General features: G+C 58.0%; 20 protein-coding genes. 5 read left to right on the top strand and 15 right to left on the bottom strand.

Going from position 1 to position 25,491, the window contains the following annotated elements; genetic code table 11:
- The first annotated feature begins 177 nt into the window (after positions 1-177).
- A complete protein-coding gene (locus ACG74X_RS03035; protein WP_411232634.1) occupies positions 178-1,146 on the top strand; it encodes a glycosyltransferase family 2 protein in 969 nt (322 codons plus the stop codon).
- Positions 1,147-1,158: 12 nt separating this feature from the next.
- Here the strand turns inward: ACG74X_RS03035 and ACG74X_RS03030 are convergent, their stop codons facing one another.
- Entirely contained in the window at positions 1,159-2,811 is a 1,653-nt protein-coding gene (locus ACG74X_RS03030) for a class I SAM-dependent methyltransferase (protein ID WP_411232633.1), read from the bottom strand.
- Between the two features lie 324 nt (positions 2,812-3,135).
- On the opposite strand from ACG74X_RS03030, the gene ACG74X_RS03025 reads away from it, so the two are divergent.
- The gene (locus ACG74X_RS03025) at positions 3,136-5,385 is read left to right on the top strand and encodes a glycosyltransferase family 2 protein (protein ID WP_411232632.1); all 2,250 of its coding nucleotides are present in this window, start codon (positions 3,136-3,138) and stop codon (positions 5,383-5,385) included.
- A gap of 15 nt (positions 5,386-5,400) precedes the next feature.
- Positions 5,401-5,853, top strand: coding sequence for an ASCH domain-containing protein (locus ACG74X_RS03020; protein WP_411232630.1), 453 nt, complete (start codon positions 5,401-5,403; stop codon positions 5,851-5,853).
- Between the two features lie 29 nt (positions 5,854-5,882).
- On the opposite strand, the gene ACG74X_RS03015 is transcribed toward ACG74X_RS03020, so the two are convergent.
- A complete protein-coding gene (locus ACG74X_RS03015) occupies positions 5,883-8,090 on the bottom strand; it encodes an NADP-dependent isocitrate dehydrogenase (protein WP_411232628.1) in 2,208 nt (735 codons plus the stop codon).
- A gap of 104 nt (positions 8,091-8,194) precedes the next feature.
- Positions 8,195-8,890, bottom strand: coding sequence for a metallophosphoesterase (locus ACG74X_RS03010; protein ID WP_411232627.1), 696 nt, complete (start codon positions 8,888-8,890; stop codon positions 8,195-8,197).
- Positions 8,891-9,097: 207 nt separating this feature from the next.
- On the opposite strand from ACG74X_RS03010, the gene ACG74X_RS03005 reads away from it, so the two are divergent.
- Positions 9,098-10,102: a GDP-mannose 4,6-dehydratase gene (locus tag ACG74X_RS03005; RefSeq protein WP_411232625.1), complete on the top strand. Its 1,005-nt coding sequence runs from the start codon at positions 9,098-9,100 to the stop codon at positions 10,100-10,102.
- Between the two features lie 233 nt (positions 10,103-10,335).
- Here the strand turns inward: ACG74X_RS03005 and ACG74X_RS03000 are convergent, their stop codons facing one another.
- The 7 genes from ACG74X_RS03000 to ACG74X_RS02970 all read right to left on the bottom strand — a co-directional run bounded on the left by ACG74X_RS03000 (position 10,336) and on the right by ACG74X_RS02970 (position 18,095).
- A complete protein-coding gene (locus tag ACG74X_RS03000) occupies positions 10,336-11,481 on the bottom strand; it encodes an iron-containing alcohol dehydrogenase (protein WP_411232624.1) in 1,146 nt (381 codons plus the stop codon).
- Positions 11,482-11,484: 3 nt separating this feature from the next.
- Positions 11,485-12,861, bottom strand: a complete 1,377-nt coding sequence (locus ACG74X_RS02995; RefSeq protein ID WP_411232623.1) for an aldehyde dehydrogenase family protein — start codon at positions 12,859-12,861, stop codon at positions 11,485-11,487.
- A gap of 3 nt (positions 12,862-12,864) precedes the next feature.
- Positions 12,865-14,217, bottom strand: coding sequence for a glutamine synthetase family protein (locus ACG74X_RS02990; RefSeq protein ID WP_411232621.1), 1,353 nt, complete (start codon positions 14,215-14,217; stop codon positions 12,865-12,867).
- A 106-nt stretch (positions 14,218-14,323) separates the two neighbouring features.
- Positions 14,324-15,358: a TRAP transporter substrate-binding protein gene (locus ACG74X_RS02985; protein WP_411232620.1), complete on the bottom strand. Its 1,035-nt coding sequence runs from the start codon at positions 15,356-15,358 to the stop codon at positions 14,324-14,326.
- A gap of 54 nt (positions 15,359-15,412) precedes the next feature.
- Positions 15,413-16,738, bottom strand: coding sequence for a TRAP transporter large permease (locus tag ACG74X_RS02980; protein WP_411232619.1), 1,326 nt, complete (start codon positions 16,736-16,738; stop codon positions 15,413-15,415).
- Entirely contained in the window at positions 16,738-17,319 is a 582-nt protein-coding gene (locus ACG74X_RS02975) for a TRAP transporter small permease subunit (RefSeq protein ID WP_411232618.1), read from the bottom strand. The genes ACG74X_RS02980 and ACG74X_RS02975 overlap by 1 nt, the downstream gene beginning before the upstream one ends.
- On the bottom strand, positions 17,316-18,095 hold the full coding sequence (locus ACG74X_RS02970) for an N-formylglutamate amidohydrolase (protein ID WP_411232617.1): 780 nt from the start codon (positions 18,093-18,095) through the stop codon (positions 17,316-17,318). Before ACG74X_RS02970 ends, ACG74X_RS02975 begins: the two co-directional genes overlap by 4 nt.
- 104 nt (positions 18,096-18,199) lie before the next feature.
- On the opposite strand from ACG74X_RS02970, the gene ACG74X_RS02965 reads away from it, so the two are divergent.
- Positions 18,200-19,069, top strand: coding sequence for a MurR/RpiR family transcriptional regulator (locus ACG74X_RS02965; RefSeq protein WP_411232616.1), 870 nt, complete (start codon positions 18,200-18,202; stop codon positions 19,067-19,069).
- On the opposite strand, the gene ACG74X_RS02960 is transcribed toward ACG74X_RS02965, so the two are convergent.
- Genes ACG74X_RS02960 through ACG74X_RS02940 form a run of 5 tightly spaced genes read right to left on the bottom strand, consistent with a single transcriptional unit; the run spans position 19,061 to position 25,471 of the window.
- Complete coding sequence (locus tag ACG74X_RS02960; protein ID WP_411232614.1) at positions 19,061-20,737, bottom strand: Na/Pi cotransporter family protein; 1,677 nt, start codon at positions 20,735-20,737, stop codon at positions 19,061-19,063. The two genes, ACG74X_RS02965 and ACG74X_RS02960, sit on opposite strands and share 9 nt — an antisense overlap.
- 14 nt (positions 20,738-20,751) lie before the next feature.
- Positions 20,752-21,579 carry a hypothetical protein gene (locus tag ACG74X_RS02955; protein ID WP_411232613.1) on the bottom strand — a complete coding sequence of 276 codons (828 nt, stop codon included), beginning with the start codon at positions 21,577-21,579 and terminating at the stop codon, positions 20,752-20,754.
- Between the two features lie 4 nt (positions 21,580-21,583).
- The gene (phnY, locus tag ACG74X_RS02950) at positions 21,584-23,023 is read right to left on the bottom strand and encodes a phosphonoacetaldehyde dehydrogenase (RefSeq protein WP_411232611.1); all 1,440 of its coding nucleotides are present in this window, start codon (positions 23,021-23,023) and stop codon (positions 21,584-21,586) included.
- Positions 23,020-24,279, bottom strand: a complete 1,260-nt coding sequence (phnA, locus tag ACG74X_RS02945; protein WP_411232610.1) for a phosphonoacetate hydrolase — start codon at positions 24,277-24,279, stop codon at positions 23,020-23,022. The genes phnY and phnA overlap by 4 nt, the downstream gene beginning before the upstream one ends.
- Positions 24,280-24,289: 10 nt before the next feature.
- Positions 24,290-25,471: a 2-aminoethylphosphonate--pyruvate transaminase gene (locus ACG74X_RS02940; protein ID WP_411232609.1), complete on the bottom strand. Its 1,182-nt coding sequence runs from the start codon at positions 25,469-25,471 to the stop codon at positions 24,290-24,292.
- Positions 25,472-25,491: the final 20 nt, after the last annotated feature.

Below are 25,491 nucleotides of genomic sequence, written 5' to 3'. Positions count from 1 at the left end.
TAAGGTCAGCCTACGCAATGAAATCCCATTTGGGTAGCCTGCGTGACTTTTGCGTCAGTTTTTCCATCATCCGTGGCGGCGTGGCCATGCTGCTTGCGCCATAAGGCGATGATGCGGTACTTTTTCTTAAACAGAAACAATGGCGGGCAACGAATGACCCGCTGGTATGAGGCTAAGATGAGCACAGACACCTACACGGTTGTCTCGACCATGAAGAACGAAGGCCCCTATATCCTTGATTGGGTCGCGCATTATAAGACGCTGGGCTTTGATCATATCCTCGTCTGCACCAATGATTGTACCGACACGACGGTGGATATCCTGCTGCGCCTGCAAGAGATGGGGCTGGTCACACAGCATAACACCATCGTGCGCAAGGCTGGCATCCACCGCAGTGCGTTGCGGCAGGCCAGCCGACGCTATGATATCGTGATGGATGCGAAATGGGTGTTTGTCTGTGACGTGGATGAATACCTCAACATCCACATGGGCGACGGGTCGGTTCAGGATCTGGTTGCCGGGTCGGGCGAAGACGCCGATGTGATCTCGGTCCCGTGGCGGGTGTTCGGGCCGGACGGGATTGAAAAGTTCGCGGACAAACCCGTCACGCAGCAGTTCAGGATGGGCGAGTATGAATGGGACGCGAAAGAGCGGCCCCAGACCGGCAAGTTCGTCAAATCGCTTTACACCAATCAGCACAAGTTTCAGCGCATGGGCCTGCACGCGCCGGTGTCATTGGACGAGCATGTGAATGACACGCTCCGCGTTTTGCCCGGTGGTGCGCCCTATATCGTCAACGGGGAACGCACGGACAACCCGCCGCTTTTTACGCACGCGCAGGTCAACCACTATGCGCTGCGCTCGATGGACAGTTTTCTTGTCAAACGCGCACGGGGACGCGCGAACCATTCGCACCATGTGCTGGGGCTGGACTATTGGGAGCGGTTCAATCTGAACGACGAAGAGGACACGTCGATCGACCGCTATAAGGCCAAGGCGGGTAAACTGGCGCGCGAGCTGAAATCCGATCCGGTCCTGAAAGACCTCCACACCCGCGCCGTTGAATGGCACAAGCGCAAGGCGGCGTCCCTGCGCATGGACCCGGATATGGATGCGTTGGTGGATGGGATCAAAGCGTCGCTTTGACCCCGACAAAGATCATTCGGCAGCCCATTTTCGATTCTGATTGACCGATGCCGCAACGTCTAGAATAGACCGTGCCCGGGCATCGAAGGAATGTGCTTTGGCCAACGCCTTGGCAAATGCAACGCGCTTTTTACGTTTGTTTGCGGTTTCGGAACGCGCTTTCTTGATCGCGGTTTCAAAACTCTCCTGATCGTGGAAGGTGTAGACAAATTCCGCAATATCATCAGGCAGAAAGCCGACATCTTCCGAAACGGGAATGGCACCGCACGCAAGGGCATCAAACACCCTGTTGGACAGCAAACCACGAGACTGCATGACAGGCGTGTGATCGTTGAGAACGATCTCGGCCGTCTGATAGATCGCGGGCAGATCGGCATTGGCAACGGAATCGTCGACCACGTAGTTTGCATACGGCCCGTCGCGCCAGCCTGGCCCCCAGATCTTGACATCTTCTCCGGCCTGTTTTGCGAATTTGATCGCCTTGCGCTCTTCTCCGGCGCGGGCACGTCCGACAAAGACGATCCCGCGTCTGGTTTTGGCGTCGCCGGGATGCATCAGGTCGGCATCAAAGGCTTGCGGCAGGAAAGTTGATATGCCCTGCGCGCGGCCCTTCATGCCTTCTTTCATTTCCGTGGGTGAGGCCCAGAAAACATGATCGGCTTCGTCATAATTCATATCGCGCATCCCCTTTGAAATGCACCAGAACAGGGTTTTCCGACCCGGAATGCGAGGCACCTGGGCACGCCCGCGCAGCACAAGGTCAATACCGCCCGGTGTAGTGTGCGTATTCCAATTGTCTTTGGATGCAATCGTCGTCCGGTGTCCTTGCCGCGAGAAGGCACGCGCCAGACCCCTGGCAAAGTGATAATCACCCCAGTTTTCGATCTTGGCTTGCGAAGGTGCCGCGATTTTAATGCAAATATCGGGGTTATTTTCCCACCCGGCACCAAGATCGAGCGGATATTCAGACATCCAGCGCGAGGTTTGTGCATCTTGGATCGGGAACGATGAAAAATACCTGTCCACCCCATAGCTGTCGAGTTCCACATCAAGGAACTCTTCCAATATCGCGTCGTAGTTCTTTTCGAGTGCGCGATTGCTTGGATCAAGACTGCTGACAATGACCAGTCCGGTTGGAGCCGCGTCGACGATTTCGAGTGTCAGGTCTGGTCGATATTTTTGCAGGATCGGAACCATCTTCCAAACGTCCCCTGTCCAGGATGACGTTTTCGTCTGCCCCCGCTTCCTTGATGTCATCGCGACATTCCATGGCAGGCAGTCGTGAAGCAGGATTACACCATCTTGGGAGGCGTGTTTTTCTGTCCCGATAAAGTCGCGCAACAGATATTCAAACAGGTGCATGCCGTCCAGAAACGCCATATCGACACGTGCGCCCAGCGTTTTGAGCCTGTCAGCCTCGAAGAACGCATCACTTGTTTCCTGAAACGCATATAACGCGGGCTTTTGCCCCACGACCTCTTGCCGCAAGCGGTAGACGGGATCGACCGAGATCGACTTTGCGGAACTCAGTGCCAGGCTTGCGCCGGTCTGGGTGCCAATCTCAAGATACCAGTCTGGCTTTACCGTCTGATGAAGCCTCTCGAAAAATGACAAATACTGAAGGCCCGTCGCAAGGTGACACCCATCTTCTGCGATACGTTTCATGCTGTGCGCCTCTTGTCATTGTGTGTTTTCCGGCATTGACGACCCAATATGGCGATCCAGTCTGACAGATTGTTTTCTTTCACGGTCTCGATCAACCGCACCGCGAAGGTGTCTGGAAGGGCCATATTCGGGATCTCTGCTCTGCCTCTTGTCGGGCTCATGTCGCATTATGGTGGAAGGACATTGCGGATCTGTAAAGAAAAGTTACGCCAAAGCGTGGGAACGGCGGTCAGGTTGTGACTCAATTGCCATTCACACCGCCGGCCTGGTCGCGAGCGGGTGACAAGGTTTCAGAACATCCCGTAGGTTTGCACCTGGACACACATGCGAGACGCTATGGCCAAGATTATTGAACGGCGCATGACAGGGGTTCGCCTTGGGGCGGTCACAGTGCTCGATGCCGTGTGCGATGTTGTCGACGGCATCTCTTGCACCACGCTGTTCTTTGCCGCTGGCAGTGATGTTTCCCGGCTTGTGGTCAATCGCGGGGCAGAGGCCCTTTCGCAGATCAGCGTCGGTGGCGCTGTTTGTGCCACCTATGCAGCCCCCCCAAACACGTCGGTGACGCTTTGTGTTGATGGCGCAGAGGCCCAGATCACTCCGTTTGCTGCGGAACACGGATTGTTTGAAGGCCAAAACACCCTTGCCGCCATACGAAATGGGGAAGACGCGGGCACAGTGGCCACATGGCTGCGGCATCATGCGACGACGCAAAACCTGCAAGCCGCTGTGATCGTGGATCGTGCGCAACCGGGGTCGGACCCGGACTTTGCGCGCGAACTTGCAGCTGCGGATCTGCCCGACATGCAGGTCGTGATCCTGTGCAGCGACCTGCCCTTGGGCAAAGCCGATGCCCCCGCCGAGGCGCATCCGTTCAACGTGCCCGAAGCTCCGGGCAAGGACCGGATGGAGGTGCCGCCGCCGTCGCCTTGGGATGCCCCGCTTGGCGCGATGTCGCTTTACGAAATCCTGCGCGCGCGGTTTCTGAAAGACGCGCGGGCGGTGGCCAACCTTGATGTGCATGACCTGATGCCGGTGGACGCGCCCAATGTCTTTGACAGTGCTGTCGCGGCTGAAGGCGGGGTGATCGCGCTGATCGGGCGACATTGCTATCCGTGGCGTGTGCGCAAGGGTCAGCCGACGCGCTTTGCCGACCATATCTGTGTGCAGTTCGACGCCAAGGGGGGCCGCCAGCGTTGGTGTATCGCCCCTGCCAAAGCGCCCGAGGCGGCGATATGGCGGCTGATCCGCATCGGCAACGCGGTGCCGGACCGCACGCGCACGCAGCTCTTTTACCGTCATATGGCACTGCGGCACCCGACGCCGTCGATTTCCAAGATCGTGCCGAAAACCTCGTTGATCGAACATCCGCCTCTTTTGGAGATGGCAGAGAGCTATTGGGGCCACAAACCCGTCAGAATGCCCGAGTTAGAGCCTGATCCCGTGCCAAAAGGCAAAGGGCGGCGGGCGATTGTGACGACGATGAAAAACGAAGGGCCGTTCATCCTTGAATGGCTGGCTTATCATCACGCCATCGGGTTCGACGACATTATCGTCTACACCAATGACTGCACCGACGGCACCGACACGATGCTTCAAATGCTCGAACGCAAAGGGCTGGTGCAGCATCGCGAAAATCCGTTTCGGGAGAGTGGCCTGAAACCGCAGCACGCAGCATTGCAGGCGTCAGAGACTGAGCCCGTCATCAAGAACGCCAAATGGGTGACGTGCATCGACGTGGACGAGTTCGTGAACATCAAGGTCGGCGACGGCACTCTCGACGCTTTGTTCGACGCGGTGCCCAACGCCAACATGATCGCGATGACCTGGCGGCTGTTCGGCAACGGGGATGTGCATGAATACAGCGACCGCCCGATCACCGAACAATTCCTGCGTTGCGCGCCCGAGTTCGCCCGCAAGCCGCATCAGGCCTGGGGGTTCAAGACGCTGTTCCAGAACATCGGGTTGTTCAAAAAACTGGGCGTGCACCGGCCCAAGGGGCTGAACCCGCAGCTTTGGGAACAGATCAACTGGGTCAACGGATCTGGCCAACCGCTCCCGCGTGAGATGTTCCGCAATGGCTGGCGGTCGACGACCGATACCTATGGCTATGATCTGGTGCAGTTGAACCATTACGCCGTGCGCTCTGCCGAGAGCTTTCTGGTCAAGCGGGATCGCGGGCGGGTGAACCACGTGGACCGGGATCAGGGGCTCGCCTACTGGTTTCGCATGAACAACAACGCCGAAGAAGAGCTGTCGATCCAGACCCGCCTGCCGATGATGCGCAAAGAGCTGGCACGCCTGATGGCCGACCCCGAGATTGCCGCGGCGCATGATGCCGCCGTCAAAGCGCACCGCGCCAAGATCGACGCGCTGCGCGCGACCGAAAATTACGCGAATTTCTATGCAGATTTGACTGGAGCACGATTGGAAAAGCTGTCACGCTTGCATCATCACTTCGGATCGAATGTTTTCCTGTCCGGTCCAGAAGTTGTCCCAGACGAGATGCTGTCCAGAAACGCCGATGAAGATTGGTTCTTTACTGTAGAGCTGACCGGAGAAACAGCCCATTAAACGTATAGAAGGCGTATGGCTTTGTCCCAAGATCTGCTGCATTTGCACCGCCGCTATTCGGGTGCGGTGACGTTCAAATTCGGCGACTCTGCCGATTTGAGCGCAAGGTTGATCCGTCTTGTGCGTGTGGGCAAGAAAACCGCGACAACCGGAGCCTTACGGGATTTTGAGCAGGGGGAACCGCTGCCTGAACCGGGGCGGTGCGATATCGTGCTGAACTGGAGCGGTGATCCGGAACTTGTCATCAAAACAGAGGAGGTTGTGAAATGCCGCTTCTTGGACGTGACCGATGACATGGCGCTGGCAGAGGGCGAGAGGGAAACCAGAGAGGCCTGGGCCGCTGACCACCGCGCGTATTTCCTGCGCAATGGTGGTTTTTCCGAAGACATGATGGTCGTCTGGGAACGCTTCAGCATCGTCGAGGATCTGAGATGCCCTGACCGCACCAATGACGGGGCGTTGGGGTAGGTCGGACAGGTTTGCCCGACCTAGATTGTTTAGCCTATGATTGCGTTCAACGTTTTGGACGGTCGCATAACCGCCGCCGTCTTTGCGGGATCGCTGTGATAGTATCCGCCGATATCCACTGGCTTGCCTTGTGCCGCTGCAAGCTCAGACAGGATCGCGTCTTCCTTATCGGCCAGCTCTTTCGCTATGGGCGCAAAATGTGACGCAAGCTCGGCATCGTCGGACTGTTCCGCCAGCGCCTCGGCCCAGTAGCGGGCGAACCAGTAATGGCTGTCGCGGTTGTCGGGTTCCCCCACCTTGCGCGAAGGTGAGCGGTTGTTGTCGAGGATGCCCTGCGTTGCCGCATCAACCGCCTTGCCCAGAACGCGCGCCTTTTCGTTGTTGCGCGCGTCAGCAAGGAACTGGAGGCTTTCGCCAAGTGCGCAGAATTCGCCCAAGCTGTCCCAACGCAAATGGTTTTCTTCCACCAACTGCTGGACGTGCTTTGGGGCCGATCCGCCCGCGCCGGTTTCAAAAAGACCACCACCGTTCATCAATTTGACGATAGACAGCATCTTGGCCGACGTTGCCAATTCAAGGATCGGGAACAGGTCGGTTAGATAATCGCGCAGCACGTTGCCGGTGATCGCGATGGACGTTTTGCCAGCGGTGATTGTTTCAAACGACGCACGGGTCGCTTCGCGGGGGGCCATGATCTTGAACTTGTCGGCCACGCCTTTCGCCTCAAGGATCGGTTTAACGTATTTGATCAGCTCTGCGTCATGCGCGCGGTCGGCGTCGAGCCAGAAAATCGCTTCGCAGCCCTCCGCTTTCTGACGGTCGATGGCCAGTTGCACCCAATCTTCGATCGGGGCCTTGCGCGCGGAGGCAGAGCGCCAGATGTCGCCCGTTTCGACGGTATGTTCATGCAGGACCGTTCCGTCGCCCAGGATCATCTTGACCGTACCCGGGTGCGGGATTTCGAACGTGGTTGGGTGTGATCCGTATTCCTGCGCCTTCTGCGCCATCAGGCCGATGTTCTGAACGGTGCCAGCGGTGGCCGGGTTCATCTTGCCGGTTTCCTTGAAGAACTTGATCGCCTCGTCATAAACCGGTGCATAGGAATTGTCGGGGATTATGCAGTTGGCGTCAGATTCCGCGCCATCCGGCCCCCATCCCTTGCCGCCTGCGCGGATAAGAGCGGGCATAGAGGCGTCGATGATCACATCACTGGGAACGTGCAGATTGGTCAGGCCCTTGTCACTGTCCACCATATACATCGGCGGTTGATCTGCCATGACTTTTTCGATCTCGGCCTTGATCTCTGGGTTGCCATCAACCCGGGCCAGCAAATCGCCCAGACCCGAATTGGGGTCAACGCCAAGCGCATCCATTTCGTCGCCGTATTTATCGAAGACAGGCTTGAGGAAGGCTTTGACCGCGTGACCAAAGATGATTGGATCAGAGACCTTCATCATCGTCGCTTTGAGGTGCAACGAAAAGAGCGTTCCGTCCGCTTTTGTTTTTGCGATCTCGTCCTCAAGAAACGCATCCAGAGCCTTGGCCGACATGAAGGTCGCGTCGACAACCGTGCCTGCCGGATAGCTGAGCCCGTCTTTCAGAACCGTTTCTGATCCGTCTTGTCCGACAAGAACAATCTTGGCGGTGCTGTCTTCGGCCAAAGTTGCGGATGTTTCGTTCGAAAAGAAATCCCCCCCCGACATCGACGCAACGCGCGTTTTACTGTCGGCGGACCAATCCCCCATGCGATGGGGGTTGTTTTGGGCGTAGGATTTCACCGCCTTGGCCGCGCGGCGGTCGGAGTTGCCTTCGCGCAGGACCGGGTTCACGGCAGATCCTTTGATTGTGTCGTATTTTGCGCGGATGGCTTTCTCTGCGTCGGTGCTGGGCGCTTCTGGATAATCAGGAAGCGCATAGCCTTGGCTTTGCAGTTCCTTGATTGCCGCAACCAATTGCGGAACAGAGGCCGAGATGTTCGGCAGTTTGATCACATTCGCTTCGGGCGTTTTAACCAGTTTGCCAAGTTCGGCCAGGTCATCGGATTGCTGCTGCTCGGGTGTCAGGACTTCGGGAAAGGTGGCGATGATGCGACCCGCCAGAGAGATGTCTTTGGTGCCGACGCTCACCCCTGCGGCACTTGCGAATTTCTGGATGATTGGCAGAAAAGAGGCCGAAGCCAGTTCCGGGGCTTCGTCTACTTTGGTGTAAATGATATCGGGAGTGCTATTGTCAGCCATGGGTCACGCCTTTCTTGGATTTGCTCTTGCCATAAAAGAAATGCTGCGAGTCGTAAACCGCATACAGTGGTATACATTGCCGCAACGTCCTGAGCAGAACGGGTTCAGGTTGTCACGAACTCAACGCCATCTTTGGAAAACACGGCCGCGGTCAGTTGGCCCGTTGCATACGCCCCGGTGTCTATGGAAATACGACCCTCCCGCAGTTTGGGCGTATCGAAAATTGTATGTCCATGCACAATCCAAAACCCATCGCTTCGGGGTTTCTTGTGAAATTGGGGGTGGCCCCAGATAAATGTATCGGCGGTTTGATCGGTCAGGGGCAGATCAGGATCGGCCCCGGCATGAACCACCACGACATTGCCGGATGAGGCGACATGTTCAAGCCCCGATACCCAAGTGACAAGATCGTCGCCCATGGCATTGAACAAGGCGTCGCGCATATCGCGTAATTGCTGGGCATTTGCGGTTTCGGTCGCACCGGAAATGCCAAAGCTGGTCAGGGTTTGAAGCCCGCCATTTCTGATCCAGCGGCTGCCATTGGTTTCCGGATCTGACAAAAAGGCCAGCATCATCGCTTCGTGATTGCCCATCAAGGCCGACATTTCGGAATGATCTTTGACAAAGCGCAGAACATCCGCGCTTTGTGCGCCACGGTCGATCATATCGCCCACCGACATGATACTGACCCCTTTGGGCAATGCGCCAACCAATAACTGTAGCAGATCAAACCGCCCATGAATGTCGCCGATGACACAAAACGCTCCATCCGGTGCGATTGGGTCATAGGGAACAGCCACAGTAGAACGCTTGGATTTTTCGAAAAGCGAACGAAGTCTCATAAAGTGGATGTATGTCCACGGTCCGCCCTGTACCAGTCCGTTTGCGAAATCACTGGTCAGGTCGCGTTAAGAGAGTAAGCACGGGCAGTGAAGGTGCGTCTATGGCGGTGATACACGCGGCGTGATAGGCGTGTTTTGGCTGATACGACACCCAAGAGTTTCATTATGACCCGCGTTCTCATCACCGGCACGGCCGGCTTTATCGGATACCACTTGGCCCGGTTGCTTCTTGGTGAGGGCTATGTGGTTCATGGCTATGACGCGATGACAGATTACTATGATGTCACATTGAAACAGCGTCGCAACCAAATGCTGCTGCAATCGCAAAACTACAGTTTTACGCAAGCCAGTCTGGAGGAAAACGAAACGTTCTCGCAGGTCGCGATAGAGTTCGAGCCGGATATCATCGTTCACCTCGCGGGGCAGGCCGGAGTGCGCTATTCGCTGGAAAACCCGCGTGCCTATCTGGACAGCAATCTGGTGGGCACGTTCAACGTCATGGAAGCCGCGCGGCATTTGCAGGTTGCGCATCTGCTGATGGCGTCAACGTCATCGGTTTATGGGGCCAACGATCAGATGCCATTTCGCGAGACGGACAAGGCCGACACGCCGCTGACCTTCTATGCCGCGACGAAGAAAGCGAATGAGGCGATGGCCCATGCCTATGCGCATTTGTGGCAAATCCCGACCACGATGTTTCGGTTCTTCACGGTATACGGGCCATGGGGCCGCCCGGATATGGCGCTTTTCAAATTCACCAAAGGGATCTTCGAAGGGACGCCGATCGACATCTACAATCATGGCGACATGTATCGGGACTTTACCTATGTGGATGATCTGGTGCGTGGGATTCGATTGTTGATGCACACGATCCCCGGCGCACCTGACACAGCCGTGGACAATGATACGCTGAGCCCAGCAGCGCCTTACCGGGTGGTCAATATCGGCAATTCAGACAAGGTACGATTGCTTGATTTTATCGAAGCAATCGAGGCGGAAACCGGGATCACCGCCAAACGGAATTACATGGACATGCAAAAGGGCGACGTTTTTGCCACTTGGGCCGACGCGTCGCTGTTGCGAAACCTGACCGGATATGCGCCACAAACCGACATCCGAACCGGTGTGGCGCGGTTTGTGGCGTGGTATCGTGACTATTACAAAATTTGATGCACATTCTGTTGACGTAGCAGCCTGATTATACTGGCGTCGCCGTGCCGGAACCCGTCGAGACACGGGGGGCCAGCCCCCCGCACCCCCCGGCATATTTCAAAAAAGAAGAAGACGCGGACCAAGCGCCAGCCTCGATAGGTTTGAGCTGCTTTCAAGGAATTTGAGAAAAACAGCGGCTTGAAAGACTGTCTGCTTTTCGAACGCGATCCGTGATCTTTGCCAGTTGAATTTTACAATATGGCTTCCATCATGGTGCGAGTGTTGCTTTCTGTCATTTTGACGGGATTGCCACCAGTGGACGGATCTTTCAACGCGTCGCGAACCAGAATGTCGAGATCTGGGTCTTTGACACCCAGCTCGGAGAGTGTTTTCGGGATAGCGAGCTGTGTGTTGAACTGGTCGACAAACGCTTGGAAGCCCTCGAACCCGCCATCTATACCAAGATAGCCTGCCGCTTGATCAAAGCGGTCGCGGATGGCGTCGGCGTTGAACTTCAACACAGCCGGCATACACACGGCGTTGGTTGTGCCGTGATGTGTGTGGTGATGCGCGCCGATGGGGTGGGACATGGCGTGGATCGCGCCGAGGCCCTTTTGGAAGGCGGTTGCGCCCATGGCGGCAGCGCTCATCATGTTGGCGCGGGCGTCGATGTTGGTGGGGTCGTTATAGGCCACGGGCAGGTTGTCGATGACCAGCTTCATGCCCTCCAAAGCGATGCCTTGGCTCATGGGGTGGTAATGCGGGCTGCTGAAGGCTTCGACGCAGTGGGCGAAGGCGTCGAGGCCGGTGCCAGCAGTGATGAATTTGGGCATTCCAACGGTCAACTCTGGGTCGCAGATCACCACGGCTGGTAGCATCTTGGGGTGGAAGATGATCTTCTTTTCGTGCGTTTCAGAGTTGGTGATGACACTGGCGCGGCCCACTTCGGACCCGGTGCCTGCTGTCGTGGGCACGGCGACGATGGGGTGGATGCCGTTGGGGTCGGCGCGGGTCCACCAGTCGCCGATATCTTCGAAATCCCAGAGCGGGCGCGTCTGGCCTGCCATGAAGGCAAGCGTTTTCGCCAGATCAAGGCCGGAACCGCCTCCGAAGGCGACGACGCCATCGAAACCGCCCTCGCGGTAGACCTTGAGGCCTTCTTCGACGTTCTTCTCATTGGGGTTCGGATCGACATTGGCAAAGAGCGCGCGGCCCAGCCCTGCCGCGTCCAGCAGGTCGAGCGTCTTGGTGGTGATGTCCATATCCGCCAGCCCGCGATCCGTGACCAGCAGGGGCTTGGCGATGTTTGCGGCTTTGCACGCCTCGGCGATTTCCGAGATGCGGCCAGCACCGAAGCGGATGGCGGTGGGGTAGGACCAGTTTCCTGTCAGGGCCATGATTTACGCTTTCTTTAAGTGGTAGGATTTGGGCCGTGTCAGAGCCTGATACGCCAGTTTCGACAGGCCCTGCCCGCGCCCGGTGTCTTTGCAGCCGGTCCAGCAGAGCGCGGGGTCGAGGTAGTCGCAGCGGTTCAGGAACACGGTGCCGGTTTCGATCTGGTCGGCGATCTCTTCGGCTTTGGCCACGTCCTTAGACCAGATGGAGGCTGTCAGGCCGAATTGGCTGTCGTTCATTAGCGCGGTGGCTTCAGCGTCGTCCTTGACCGGCATGATGCCGACGACGGGGCCAAAGCTTTCGTCGCGCATCACGCGCATGTCGTGGGTGACATTGGTGAGGATTTGCGGGGTCAGGTAGGCGCCGCCATCATCGGCTGGCATGGAGTCGATATGGGCTTTGGCGCCTTGGGCGACGGCCTCGTCGATCTGCGCGCGGACCTCGGCTGCGAAGCGTTTGTGGGCCATGGGGCCCATCGTTGTGTCGGGGTCGAGCGGGTTGCCGAGGGTCTGGGCGTTGACCCAAGCAAGGGCTTTTTCGACAAATTGATCGTAAAGAGTTTCGTGCACATAGATGCGTTCGATGCCGCAGCAGCACTGGCCCGCATTGAACATCGCGCCGTCCATCAGACCTTCGACTGCCGCATCCACATCGGCATCGGCGCGGACATAGCCGGGGTCTTTGCCGCCAAGTTCGGTTGAGACGGGCATGAAGGTGCCAGCGGCGGCGCGTTCGATGGCCTGACCGCCGCCGACGGAGCCGGTGAAATTAACGAAATCGACAGCTTTGCGGGATAGCAAAGCCGAGGTTGTGTCATGGTCGAGGACAAGATTTTGAAACACGTCTTTTGGAACGCCCGCGTTGTGAAACGCTTCTGCCAAATGTTCGCCTACTTTCAGGGTCTGGCCCGCGTGCTTCAGGATCACCGTATTGCCTGCAATAAGGGCCGGGGCGACCGTGTTGATCGCGGTCATGTAAGGGTAGTTCCAAGGCGCGATGACCATGACCGTGCCCCACGGAACGCGCTTGATCAGGCGGCGGAACGCCTCGCTGTCTTCGATTTCCATTGGCGCGAGCGCGTCTTCGGCCACATCTGCCATATAGGTCAGGCGTTCGTTGAACCCGCCAAATTCGCCGCCATAGCGGATAGGGCGGCCCATCTGATGCGCGATTTCGGTTGTCATGCGGTCTTGCTGCTTGCCGATAATGTCGGCCGCTTTGCGCACCATGGCAATGCGATCCGCGATGGGCCGTGCGGCCCAGTCTGATTGGGCGTCTTTCGCGCGCTGGGCGGCGGCGAAAGCAGCGTCTTGCGTCAGCACCTCGCGGGTGAGGTAAACCGACCCGTCGATGGGCGAAATTAGGTCAACTGTTTTGGTCATGGGTTAAGCTCTTTCAAATCCGCGCTGGATTTCCCAGTCGGTGACGGCGGCGTCAAACATTTCCTGTTCGACTTCGGCGCAGCGGGTGTAGTGGTCGATCACATCTTCGCCCATCGCTTCGCGCAGCAGGGTTGATCCGCGCAGGGCTTCGGTTGCGGCGCGCAGGGTGTTGGGGATCTCGGGGATGTTTTTCATGTTGTAGACATCGCCCGTGACCGGATCGTCAAGGGTAAGCTTTTCCTCCATTCCCTTGATGCCAGCAGCCAGTTGCGCGGCGCAGGCAAGGTAGGGGTTGATGTCCGAGCCGGGGATACGGCACTCGATACGGACGCCTTTTGTGCCCTCGCCAACAAGGCGATAGCCTGCGGTGCGGTTGTCAACGGACCACGCGGTTTTCGTCGGCGCAAAGGTGCCCGGCAAAAAGCGTTTGTAGCTATTTACATAGGGCGCGAGGAAGACGGTCATGTCAGGGGCGTATTTGATCAGGCCCGCGACATAGGATTTCATCAGGTCCGACATGGTCAGCGGCGCATCAGCATCGTGGAAGACGTTGGTGCCCCCCTTGAACAGAGACTGGTGTATATGCGCGGCGCTGCCGACTTTATCAGCGCGCCATTTGGGCATGAAGGTCACGGCGTGACCCTGTTGCTGCGCAATCTCTTTCACCGCGTGTTTCGCGATGGTGTGGTTGTCGGCACAAGCGACAGCATCGGCGTAGCGGATGTTGAGTTCTTCCTGGCCTGTTTCGGCTTCGCCCTTGGAGTTTTCGACCGGGACACCGGCGCGCACCAGATGGTTGCGGATCGGGCGCATGACGTGCTCTTCGCGGGTGGTTTGGAGGATGTTGTAATCCTCGTTATAGCCGCTGATCGGGGCGAGGTCGCGGAAGCCGCCTTTGCGAATGTCATCGAAGGAGTTTTCGAACAGGAAGAATTCCAGTTCGGTCGCCATCATCGGGGTCAGGCCCATCTCGGCCAACCGCGCAACTTGCTTTTTGAGCACCTGGCGGGGCGAGTGTGGGACGGCGGCATGCGTGTGGTGGTCGATGATATCGCAGAGCACCATTGTAGTGCCGTCAAGCCATGGGATCGGACGCAGCGTGTGCATGTCGGGCTTCATTACGTAGTCGCCATACCCAGATTCCCAACTGGTTGATTTGTACCCTTCGGGAGTCGCCATTTCGAGGTCGGTGGCCAGCAGGTAATTGCAGCAATGGGTCTCTTTCCACGCGTTCTCGATGAAGTTCGAAACGTGGAAGCGTTTGCCCATGAGGCGGCCCTGCATGTCGACCATGCAGACAAGCACCGTGTCGATCTCGCCGGTTTCGGCTAGGGCTTTGAGGTCTTCGAATGTCATGGGGGTCCTCTTGGGTGGTCTGGGTGCCAGCCCCTTCACAGGAGCTGGTGATTTTGTTCGAACAAAATCAGCCCCGGAACGCAAGGTCGGGGCCGATCTTTGGCGATTAGGTGTAACGGTACGGACGGCCCGCCTTTTCCATGTCGGCATTGTACTGTTTGAAGATCTCGACAACACGGGCCTTGGTCTCAGACTCGGCCGCGATCTCGTCCCAGAATTCGCGCGCGGCGGCCTCAACCGTGGCCCATTCTTCATCCGGGATGGACGTCAGTTGCAGTTTGTCACCGTTGACGCGCAGGTTGGCTTCGCCGCCCCAGTACCACCACTGGCGGTAATAATGCGATTGGTCACAGCAGACGCGGAACAGGGTTTGCAGGTCTTCGGGCAGTTCGTTCCAGCGTTCCATATTCGCAAAGAACGACCCGGCCCATGCGCCCGAGATGTTGTTGGTGAGGAAGTAGTTGGTCACATCCGCCCAACCGACGGTGTAGTCTTCGGTGATGCCGGACCAAGCGATGCCGTCCAACTCTCCGGTTTGCAGGGCGACTTCCACGTCTTCCCATGGGACCGAGACCGGGACCACGCCGAATTGGCTCATAAAGCGGCCAGCAGTCGGGAAGGTGAAGACGCGCTTGCCTTGCAGGTCTGCGAGAGAGCGGATGGGGTCTTTGGTGGCGAAGTGGCACGGGTCCCATGCACCGGCAGAGATGTGTTTGACGCCGACTTTGGAGTATTCTTCGTCCCAGATCTCGTTCAGACCGTACTGGTTGAACAGCACTGGCACGTCGAGCGAATAGCGCGAGCCGAACGGGAAGTAGCCGCCGAACACGGTGACTTCGGTGGGCGACGCCATGCTGTCGTCATCGGATTGCACCGCGTCGATTGTGCCGCGTTGCATCGCCTGGAAGAGTTCGCCTGTGGGGACAAGCTGGTCGGCGTAGAACAACTCGATCTGCATGCGGTCGCCAGCGATCTTGTTGAACATCTCAATCGCTGGATCGATCACGTGCTCGGCCAGTGCCGCGCCCGCGTAGGTTTGCATGCGCCATGTGATGGTCGATTGCGCGAGGGCCGGGGCCGCGAGGGGTGCGGCGGCGACGCCTGCACCGGCGGTGGTGAGAAACTTACGTCTTGTGGTCATTTTCAAATCCTCTCGGTTGGTGTGAAATGCCCCGTTTGTTCGGGGTCTGGTTGGTTAATTTCCGTAAACAACTCCGGGCAGCCAAAGGGCGATCTCCGGAAAGATCATGACGATGGCGAGCGCGCAGACCATCACCAGAACGAAGGGGATGATCGAGGTGTAGATGTCCTTGAGGCCGATCTCGGGCGGGGCCATCGCGCGCATCAGGAACAGGTTGTAGCCGAAGGGCGGCGTCATGTAGGCGATCTGGGTCGTGATCGTGTAGAGGATGCCGTACCAGATCAGGTTGAAGCCAAGTTCGCCCACCAGCGGCACGTAAAGCGGTGCGACGATCACCAGCATGGCGGTGTCGTCCAGGAACGTGCCCATGATGATGAAGCTGAGTTGCATCAGGATCAGGATCACCCAGGGGTTCAGGCCAAGCTGTTCTGTGAACAGGCTTTCGATGGCTTTCACCGCGCCGAGGCCGTCGAACACTGCGCCGAAGGCAAGAGCGGCGAGGATGATCCACATGAACATGCAGGTGATGCCAAGGGTCTTACGGACCGAGTTCTCGAACACTTCGCGCGTCATGCGCCCCTTGAGGATCGCGGCGAGCATGGCGGCGAGGGCGCCGATGGCGGAGCTTTCGACAAGCGAGGTCCAGCCGTTCACGAAGGGGATCATCATGGTAAAAAAGATGCCCAGTGGCAGCAGGCCTGCGCCGAGGAGGCGGTATTTTTCGGCCTTGGGGATGTCGCGGTCAGCGGCGGGCAGGACGGGGCCGAGGGATGGGTTCAGTTTGCAGCGGATCGTGATGTAGACGATGAACATCGCAGCCATCATCAGGCCGGGGATCACGCCTGCAAGCCAGAGTTGGCCAACCGGCTGGCGGGCGATCATGGCATAGAGGACCAGCACAACAGAGGGTGGAACGAGGATGCCGAGGGATGATCCGGCCTGGATCACGCCTGTGACCATGCGTTTGTCGTACCCGCGCCTGAGCAGTTCAGGCAGGGCAATGGTGGCGCCGATGGCCATGCCTGCGACGGACAAGCCGTTCATGGCAGAGATCAGGACCATGAGGCCGATGGTGCCAATCGCCAGCCCGCCCGAGACGCCGCCGAACCAAACATGGAACATGCGGTACAGGTCATCCGCGATGCGGCTTTCGCTGAGGATGTAGCCCATGAAGATGAACATCGGCAGGGTCAGGAGCGGATACCATTTCATCAGCTTCATCGCGGCCGAAAAGCCAAGGTTGTATCCGCCTCGATCGCCCCACAACAGGAACGCGGCGATGACCGCGACAAAGCCAATCGCGCCAAACACCCGTTGCCCGGTGAGCAGCATCAGCATCATGGTCGAGAACATGAGGATGGCGATCAACTCGTACGGCATCAGACCTTGGCCCCCATATCGTGCCCTTGCAGGCGCAGGATATCTTTTGCCAGTTCACAAAGGACTTGCAGCAGCATCAGAAGGATGCCGATGACCATTACCGTTTTGATGGGCCAAAGGTACGGTCGCCACGCCGTTGGGCTGCGTTCGAGGAAGCCGAGTTCTTCGGAGCCTGTGATGAGGCCGGTGAAGAAGCTGAACGGCTCAGAGCCGAAATAGCCCAGTGAATAGGCGGTCGAGGCCAACCCGCCATAGAGCAGGAAGCCGAGGTAGATCAGCAGGAAAACCACCGTCACTGCGTCGATGGCGGCTTTGCGGCGGTCGGTCATTTCGCCGTAGATCAGGTCCATGCGCACGTTGCTGCCCATCTGGATCGCGTATGGCCCGCCAAGGACGTAGTAGGCGACCAGCGCATATTGCGCCATTTCGAGCGTCCAGAGCGATGGCAGGAAGAAGGTTTTCGACACCGACGACCAGAGCAGAATGCCCATCATCACGAAGATACCGTACATTACGATCCGGCCGATCGTACGGTTCATCGGGTCGATGATTGCGACATAGCGCTGAAGCAGTCTGGTCATGTGACCGCCTGCGCCGCAAGTGTCGTGAGCGCCTTGGAAAGCATATCGTTCAGGATGTCGGAAAAGCGTGTAACCCCCTGCTGGTCTGAAATGAGATCGTTGCGGACTTCGATCATCACGTTATGCAATCCCCGCGCAATGGCGTGTTCGCGCAGGGTATGGGTGACGCCATCTGTAACCGAATAGGGCGCGTTAAGGCGGGTTGTGACCGTTTCGGGTGCGTGTTGCAGCATGGCCTTGGCCAGCCTGTCATCACGATCATGCAGCAACCCAAGCTCAACGTCGCGCCGCTTGCCGTGCCAGACAGGCGTGAAGGAATGGAGCGTGACAAGCGTCGGTGCAAAAGCAAAACCGTCGAGGGTCTGGCTGAGCAAACTGCGGAACGGTGCATAGACGTCAGCAACGCGCGCGGCTTTGTCAGCATCGCTTAGCCCGAGGTTTCCGGGTACATCTATGACTTCGGACCTGGCCGGGATGGCGTCGGGCGCGCTGGGCGGGCGATTGCAGTCATAGACAAGTCGAGAAATCCGCGATGCGACCAGCGGCGCGTTGAGCGTATTTGACAATGCCACCGCAAGATCGCGAGCGCCAATATCCCACACGGCGTGGCTGTGCCGATGTTGCGGAGCAAGCCCCAGATCCGACAGGGATGCGGGGATCACTGCGCTTGCATGTTCGCAGACCAGACAGATCGGCGAGGTGCCGGTGGGGTTGATAACCTCGGCAACCCGGCGTTCATCATGGCTTAGAATCGTATGAGGATCAGCGGGTGTCACGCAGGCATTAGGAGGACAGGCATCTCACCTGTCAAGCAAATTTAGTTGAATTATTTACTTTGATCGACTAGTCTGTAGCAATTGCTACAAAGGTGGACACACCCATGCCAAAGCCCGTTTCCGTCAAGGAGCTTTTGCAAGATCACGCGGCCGCGCTTACCCCGGCAGAGCGGCAATTGACCGGCGTATTGATGCGCGACTACCCGGTGGGGGGGTTGCAATCGATTACCAAGATTGCCGATGCGGCGGGCGTTTCCACGCCCACAGTCATCCGTTTGGCGCGCAAGCTTGGGTTTGACGGATTTCCCGAGCTTCAGGCCGCGATGCGTGAGGAAGCGTCAGCGCAATTCAAAACACCGATCCGCAAACGCGACGGGTGGGGGGATGCAAAACCCGGCTCTGCCGCCTTCAAAGCCTTTGCCGAGGCGGTTTTTGACAACCTCAGCCGGACAATTGACAGGCTGGAACCGGGCCGATTGGATGCTTTGGCCAGCGTTCTGGCTGACACAAAGCGGCCTGTGTACCTGTCCGGCGGGCGGATCACCCGGTCGAATGCGGATTACTTTTACAACCATCTGCAGATCATCCGCCCCGGTGTGACCTTGTTGGGCGCATCCCCCAATGTCTGGCCGCAATACATACTGGATATGGACCGCAGATCCGTCCTGATCGTGTTCGATATTCGTCGCTATGAACAAGACCTGCAACGCCTGTGTGCATTGGCAAAAGACCGTGAGGCCGAGATCATATTGTTTACAGACCAATGGGGATCTCCGATTTCGCAGCTTGCCGATCACGTGGTGAATGCGCTGATCGAGGTGCCATCAAGCTGGGATTCGACGCTTGCGATCAATCTGGTGATCGAGGCCTTGATTGCAGAAGTGCAAACGCGCGTTCCCGACAGTGCGCGGGACCGGATGGAAGCGTTGGAAGACATGTTCCAGTCAACCCGCATTTTCCGCAAATCAACCTGAGGCCGGACTGTTGCCGGTGGCATCATCAGCAAGGCGGCTTTCAAGCAACTGACCCTCGCGGTAAAGGATCGGATGGGCCACGGTCACGATCCAGGAATGCATCTCTTTCAACGTATAGGCGGTTTCGATGTGGATATCGCTGGAGCCAAAACTGTCATCCATCCCGGCATTGAGCCGTTTCAGATGCGCCTTGCGGCTTTTGCGCTCTAGCTGGGCAATCTCTTTCTTTTGTTCAAGCAGCATGCGTGCGCCCAGCAAATCATTGCTGACCAGAACGCTTGACGCCGTGGCAAGGTTTTGGCTGACGCGGCTGTGCAAATCCGACAGTTCCTCAAAACCTTGTTTAGAGAAGCGCAATGCGTTTTCAGATTTTTCCCGTGCCAGGGGCAGCAATCGTTTGACCAACAGGTCTCCGGATGCCTCAAGGGCAATCGCGTAATCCACCAACGCGCGAAGTTCGCGTTTTTCCTCTTTTTGCATGGCATGATGCGGCAGGTCGGCGGCGAAAACCCGAATATTGCTCAATGCGCTGTTCAACACTTGGTCCTCTTCGGTCAAGTCGCGGGCAACATCGGCGTTGTAGGTCTGGTAAAGCTCCATCGTGGGCGCAAGCATTTCAGACAGCACATCTGCCATGCGGATCACTTCCCGTCTTAGACTGGCCAGCGCACGAACCGGAACATCTATGGTGCCCGGATCAAGATGAGATTTGTGAAGGGGTTTGATTTCTTGCAGCAAGATCGGGTTCGGAAGCAGCTTCAAAAGCAGTTTTTCAATTGGCATGGCGAACACGATCAGCGCCAGAACCGCCGTATTGAACGCGATATGAACGGCCACCAGTGTTGCTCCGTTGCCAAGCGGGTCGAGTTGCGGGGGCAGGCCAAATGCGTCAATGACAATCGCTGCAGTTATCGCAGCCAGGCCGCGCAAGATAAGGTTGGCCAATGGAACACGTCGGGTGCCGGGATCGGCATTGCGGGTCAGCCATACGGGAATCACAGCCGAGCCGAGATTGGCCCCAAGAACCAGAGACACTCCTGCCGCCAAGGGAAGGGCACCCATGCCGACCACGGCCACCGTCATCAGAATTGTGGCCACCGAACTGTGCATGACAAAGGCCAAGGCGGCACCGGTGAGGAACGCGGTAACAAAGTCTCGTTCAAAATAGGCCGCCAGCGCCGGAAGGACCGCGCTGTCGCGAATGGGTTCAACGGCCTCGCGCAGGTATCTGAGCGCGATCAGGATCAGGGCAACGCCCAACAGGATGCGTCCGGCCTGTTTCCAGCTTCTGGTCTTGGATTTGAGGAAAAGAAGGCCGCCAAGCGTAAGAAACACAGGAACAAGCGCTTCGACTTGCAGTGACAGCAGCATGATCAGCAAGGCTGAGCCAAGGTCACCGCCCAGAACCATCGCCAGACCGGGAACAAACCCAATGCTGCCGGTCCCGGCAAAGCCCGCAACCAAAAGAGTGACGGCCGCAGAGCTTTGCAAGACCATCGCCATCAGCAAACCAGACGCCATCATGGTCAACGGAGATCGCGGTTTGCTGACCGTGCGATGCAGACGCGGCCCCAACGCCCGTTCAATGCCGGTGCGGACCATTCGGACGGCGAACAGCAGCAACAGAACTGCGCCTGCCAGATGGATGAGGAAAGTAAGGATCTGCATAAAACTTTCAGGCTTCAGGACAGAGCGAGGATCATCACACCAATGGCAACAATACCCGCAGCAAGCAAACGGCGATTGGCGGGCCCTTCACTCATCCAGATCACACCAATCAGAGCGGCAAAGATAACGGAAGTCTCGCGCACCGCAGAGACAATGCCAATCGGAGCGAGGGTCTTGGCGAAAAGAGCAAGGCCATACGCCACGCCGGAAATTGCGCCACCGGTCAATCCAAGCATTCGGCTTTTTACGTCAAGACCGCGGAAACGTTCAAGGCGTGTGGCAAGAACAAAGGCCGCCACGCTGATTTCTGCTGCAAACAACCACACAACATAGCCCACCGGTGTGCCAGATGCGCGGATGCCAAGACCATCGACAATCGAATACGCCGCAATAATGGTCGAGGTTATCAAGGCCGCTCCAACGCCACGTTTGTCAGCGTGTTTGACAGTGGCAAGAACCATGATTCCGGCGGACACGGCAAATATGCCGGACCATGCCAGCCAGCTCAGCGTTTCATCGGCCCAAATCATGGCGCCGAACGCAACCATGACAGGTGCCGTGCCTCTTGCGATCGGATAGACCAAAGACAGGTCACCGAACCTGTAAGCCACATTAAGAAAGTAGTAATACGCCCAATGAATGATCGTTGATGCCAGGATATACCAGAACGCAACAGCGTTCGGAACGGGCACAAACGGAACCAGCAAAAGCGCAGGGACACAATGCCCCAACGCGATCAAGCCAAGAGTAACAGTCCGATCCCCCGACGCCTTGACCAGCGCATTCCACAGCGCATGCAAAAGCGCCGCTGTGAGGACGATGCCGAGGACGGGAAGGGTCACTCGATCATGGCCAAGGCAGGCTGTAGGTTTTGACGTTGGTAAAGAACTTCATCGCTTCGATCACGCCTTCCTTCACGCCGTTGCCGCTGTCCTTGATGCCGCCGAACGGGGACATTTCGATGCGGTAGCCCGGCTGTTCCCAGATGTTGCAGGTGCCGACATTGAGGCCGTTGATATAGGCAATCGCGCGGTTCAGGTCATTGGTGCAGACGCCACTGCTCAGGCCGAAGTCGGTGCTGTTGGAGATGCGCATCACCTCGGTGTCGTCGTCGGGGACACGGACGATGGGGATGATGGGGCCGAAGGTTTCTTCCATCACCAATTCAATGTCATGGGGGACGTTGTCGACCACGATGGGCGGCAGCAGCGCACCTTGGCGTTCTGGGTGGTAGAGGATGTCCGCGCCCTGGTCGGCGGCCATGAGAACACGTTTTTCGAAGAGTTCGGCCGCTTGGGCGTGGATCACGCAGCCGAGTTCTGTGGCGGGGTCTTGCGGGTCGCCGAATTTGATCTTCTTGGCTTTCTCGACCACGAGCGGCACGAACCTGTCCGCAACGCTGTCCTGTACGAGTATACGCTTGATCGCGGTGCAGCGTTGGCCGGAATTGCCCGTGGCCCCGGCGACAGCGATGGTCGCAGCTTTGTCGAGGTCGGCATCGGTCAGATCGTTGCAGACGATCAGCGGGTCGTTGCCGCCCAGTTCAAGCGCGGTGCGTTTGTAGCCAGCTTTGGACGCGATGATCTTGCCGACGGGCACGCCGCCGGTGAAGGTGATGATGTCGATGTTGTCGTTTGTGACCATCTCGTCACCGATGTCTTGCGGCATCCCTGTCACCACTTGGAACATCTCGGGCGGCAAGCCGGCTTCGTAGAGGATATCCGCCAGCGTGAGCGCGGTCAGCGGGGTCAGTTCCGTGGGTTTGCACACCATACAATTGTTCGTCGCAATGGACGGCGCGATCTTGTGACTGACCATGTTCAGGGGATGGTTGAACGGGGTGATCGCGCTGATGGCGCGGACGGGTTCGCGCATGGTGAAGATTTTGCGCGCCTTGCCGTTGTGGGTGAGGTCGCACGAGAAGATCTCGCCATCGTCCTTGAGCGCCTCGGCGGCGGCGAATTGGTAAACGTCTTGCGCGCGCTTTGTCTCGTAGATGCTGTGCTGGTGGCAGATGCCGAGTTCCAGCGTCAGCCATTTGGCGAGGTAGTCGCGGCGTTCGCCGATGATCTCTCCGGTGCGCTGCAGGATCTGGCTGCGCTCAAAGCGGGTGAGTTTAGGCTGGTAGTTCGCCGCGATTTCGAACGCTTTGCGTGCATGTTCGGCGGTGCCCATGGGGACAGTGCCGATCACCTCGTTCGTGTAGGGGTAGCGGACCTCGAGGCGGTCTTTTGTGTCGACCTTCTCGCCGCCGATGCGCATCTGGTCGTGGCGAATTTCGGTCATGCGGGCACCTCTTCCAGCGCGGCTGCAGCGGTGGCGTAGAAGAACGCGTCGAAGTTGCGAAGCGTCGGCGCGTTCGGCAGGTCGATCTTGCGGTTCACGATGAAGGGGACCTCTTGTTCGGTCAGCCCGCCATGGCTGCGCAGGGGTTCTTTGAGCGCGGCGAGGTCGTGGCGGTGAGCGGAGGTGCCAAGGGTCATGTTTTCGGTCGAAATAAGGACGATGTCGCCGATGCGGTCGGCGGGCAGGTCGTATTTGCTGACCGCTGTAGTTTTGTCGATAGCCTCCAGGATTTCGTCGCGCTGGGCGAGGCGGGTCAGAATGTCTTGTATGTCTGCGCCGTCCGGCAAGTAGGCGGTTGCGAACGAGCCGAGCGCGCCGTGGTGGACGACATAGGGGTCGGTGATCGGCAGAATCACGCGGGCGGCGTCTTTGCCGAGCCAGTCGTCGAGCAGGTCTTGTACGTAGATCACCGCTGGGTCGCCGTTGGCGTCGTGCTTGGGCTTCATGCCGTGGTCGGCGGTGACGACGATGGCAGCGCCCATTTCGTCGAGCTGCGCAAGGTAGCGGTCGAACATGGCGTAGAATTCTTTTGCGCCTTGTTCGTCGGGGGCGAATTTGTGCTGGATGTAATCGGTGGTGGAGAGGTACATGACGTCCGGTTTCCACTCTTTGAGCAGCTTCACACCGGCGGCGAAGACGAATTCCGACAGGTCGGCGGAGTAGACCTCGGGCACGGGCATGCCGAGCCAGTCGCTTGCTTTGTCGATGCCGTGTTCTGCCTTGGTGGTGTCGCCGGAGCGTTCAGAGGAAAACGCGATGGCGCGGTCCTCATTGAACTTCAGCCCAGCGCCCAGTAGCGCGCGCAGCTTGTCCTTGGCCGTCACAACCGCAACCCGTGCGCCTGCTTCGTAGAACTTGGAGAACACGGTCGGCGCGCGCAGGAAGCGGACATCGTTCATCATGACTTCCTCGCCCGTTTCGGGGTCATAAAGGAAATTGCCGCAGATGCCGTGAACGCTTGGCGGGCGGCCTGTGGCGATGCTCATGTTGTTGGGGTTGGTAAACGACGGGATCACCGAATGGGCCAGACGGTCTGTCCCGGTCTCGCGGATACGTTTGAGCGTGGGCATCAGGCCCTCGGCAATAGCAACCTCAAGATATTCGGGTTCGCAGCCGTCCAGACAGATCGCAATCGCGCAGGTTTTCGGGATGGCATAGGTGCGGTCATTGGCGACCACGGGGTTCGAGATGGGCATGTCTGGTCCTTCAGGCAGCGAGTTTCTTGCGTTCTTCCAAAGCGGCGGCGGGGGGTGCCGCGCTGCTTACATTCACGTCAGTCAGCGCATCACGCGCCGCATCAACAACCCGGCGCATGACGTGTTCATCCATCTGGCCAATCACGCCAATTCTGAAGCTGTCTACCACGGTCAGCTTGCCGGGATAGATGATAAAACCGCGTTTTTTCATGGCGTCGTAAAACCCCTGGAACGTGAAATTCGGGTCGGCAGGGCAGAAAAACGTCACGATGATCGGGCTAAGCCAGCGGTCATCCAATAACGTCTCGAACCCGATATCGCGCAGACCGCGGACTATGACATCGCGATTTTTGGCATATCGCGCCCCACGCGCCGCAACGCCGCCTTCTGCCGCGTGCAGTTCAAGCGCGTGCATAAATGCAGCGATTGTGTGGGTCGGGGGCGTAAACCGCCATTGTCCGGTTTTCTCCATCGTCGCCCATTGCGCGTGAACATCCAGAGACAGGGAATGCGAATTGCCTTTGGCCGCCTTGATGTCGTCGATGCGCGCGATGACAAAGCCAAATCCGGGCACGCCTTCGATGCATTTGTTGGCGGATGACACAAACGCCGCACAACCCAGCGCTTTGGGGTTCAATGGCAGGGCGCCAAAGGCGGACATGCTGTCAATCAGAAGCGTCCGACCCGCCGCCCGTGTGGCTGCGGCGATGTCTTCAATCGGGTTAAGGATTCCACTGGAGGTTTCGCAATGGATCGCCAGAACATGGCTGATGGCGGGATCATTCGACAGGATCTGCGCAACTTCGCTGCCCGACGGTGGCAGGTAATCCCCTTTGTCCAAAAGGTGATACGCCCGCCCCAGATAGTCCAGAGTTTGCGCGGCGCGCAGTCCGTAGGCTCCGTTGGCAAGGACCAGCACTTTTCCCTCTTTTGGAACAAAACTGCCCAACATCGCTTCGACGGCATAGCTGCCAGAGCCCTGGATCGGCACGCAATCGTACTCGGATGCGCCATCACCGATCAAGGCCAGCAATTTTGATCGCATATCACGAGTCATGTCGCGAAAGTCGCTGTCCCAGCTTCCCCAGTCCTTTAGCATCGCCTGCTTGACGGCATAAGATGTGGTCAGCGGTCCAGGCGTCAGCAGATAGGGTTCGCCAAGTTCAGGGGGCGGCAGAGATGTGTCAGACATGGCAATGTTCCAAAGCTGTT

It is taken from the genome of Marivita sp. S0852 (assembly GCF_046591575.1).
Classification (GTDB): domain Bacteria; phylum Pseudomonadota; class Alphaproteobacteria; order Rhodobacterales; family Rhodobacteraceae; genus Marivita.
Note: the sequence above shows the minus strand (reverse complement) of the source record. Positions and strands in the feature narration are given on the sequence as shown.